General features: G+C 38.5%; 3 protein-coding genes. All 3 read left to right on the forward strand.

Going from position 1 to position 1,152, the window contains the following annotated elements:
* Positions 1-203: hypothetical protein (locus E1163_RS30830; RefSeq protein WP_221417871.1), on the forward strand; the 203-nt coding region annotated here is incomplete at its 5' end.
* 12 nt (positions 204-215) lie between these two features.
* On the forward strand, positions 216-422 hold the full coding sequence (locus E1163_RS00350; RefSeq protein ID WP_155168546.1) for a helix-turn-helix domain-containing protein: 207 nt from the start codon (positions 216-218) through the stop codon (positions 420-422).
* A gap of 72 nt (positions 423-494) precedes the next feature.
* Positions 495-800 (forward strand): hypothetical protein, encoded by a 306-nt coding sequence (locus E1163_RS00355; RefSeq protein WP_155168547.1) that lies wholly within the window; start codon positions 495-497, stop codon positions 798-800.
* Positions 801-1,152: the final 352 nt, after the last annotated feature.

The raw sequence follows: 1,152 nt of genomic DNA on the forward strand, positions 1-1,152 counted from the left end.
TGGCACATGAAGAGTTGGAACATAGGTATGGAGACATCTTTTCAGCTATGGGAATTGATTGCATTAAGAATAGAACAAGTATGGATTTCATCCACAGAAGTCGGGGTATTGCACTGGCAAAAATTCATTTCGATAAGAATTTAAACACCACCCAACATATTGCAAGTAACCGCGCACTTCCTTATGAAGAATGCTCATTTTAATGCTTAAAGAAATTGGCTTTAGACGATGCAATTAAAAAAATCCTTTACATGGATGAGTTGATAAGACAAGAATCAACGGGGACAGCCAGGGAATTAGCCACTCAACTAGGTATTTCTAAGAGGCATGTTTACAACTATCTAAAGGTTCTAAGAGGTACAGGGAAGACAATAGTATTCGATAAGATAAAAGGAAGCTTTATTTATGAAGATACCCCTTAAAGTGGGTTTAGGTTGAGGGTCGTCAAGGGAGGTGTGCTACCTCCCTTCGATGACCCCTAAAATGAAATGCTTATGAAAACAACATGGGAAAACTCTCAGGAGCAATATAAGCTATTGCTACAGGAAATGGAACGTTTGATTGATAATACGGAAGGCCTGGTAAAATCATTTGAAGGTGTTAATATGGAGTTCGGCCAATCTATCTATGAGAATGATCTTGCCAGGATCATGGAGAAGGCCGGGAGCCTGAAAGAATATGAGCGGGAATTTCGCCTGTTATACTATAGTCTCCTAGGTTATACCGAAAGGTTAAAAACCTATCGAGAAAATGTAAATCTGCTCACTATTAAAGACCCAGTTAACTACCCATATAATTAGCACAATTATGGTTAAAATTTATGACTACACAACCCATTGCAAAGATTCCTATCTAATCAGGGAAGGTTCTACGATAGTTTTATTCAATACGAAAGAGAAACTCATACAAAGAGATGCCGGCTTGAGGTTTCAGCTAATGTTTTTGTACTACTCGATTCCAGAACTAAAATCAGGTACAAAGCAGTATGAAAAGGTGCTGAAACAATACGAAAAGATGCTTTCTATTTTACCGCTCCCCAACCGCTACCAATTTCGCGTCTTGCAACCAGACACGATATGTAAAATGGAGGAACAGCTTAAGGAGCTAAAAATTTCACTGCCCGAGGCGTGGATTTAAAAATATTCAACTAAA

The sequence above is a fragment of the Fulvivirga kasyanovii genome, assembly GCF_009711405.1.
GTDB lineage: Bacteria > Bacteroidota > Bacteroidia > Cytophagales > Cyclobacteriaceae > Fulvivirga > Fulvivirga kasyanovii.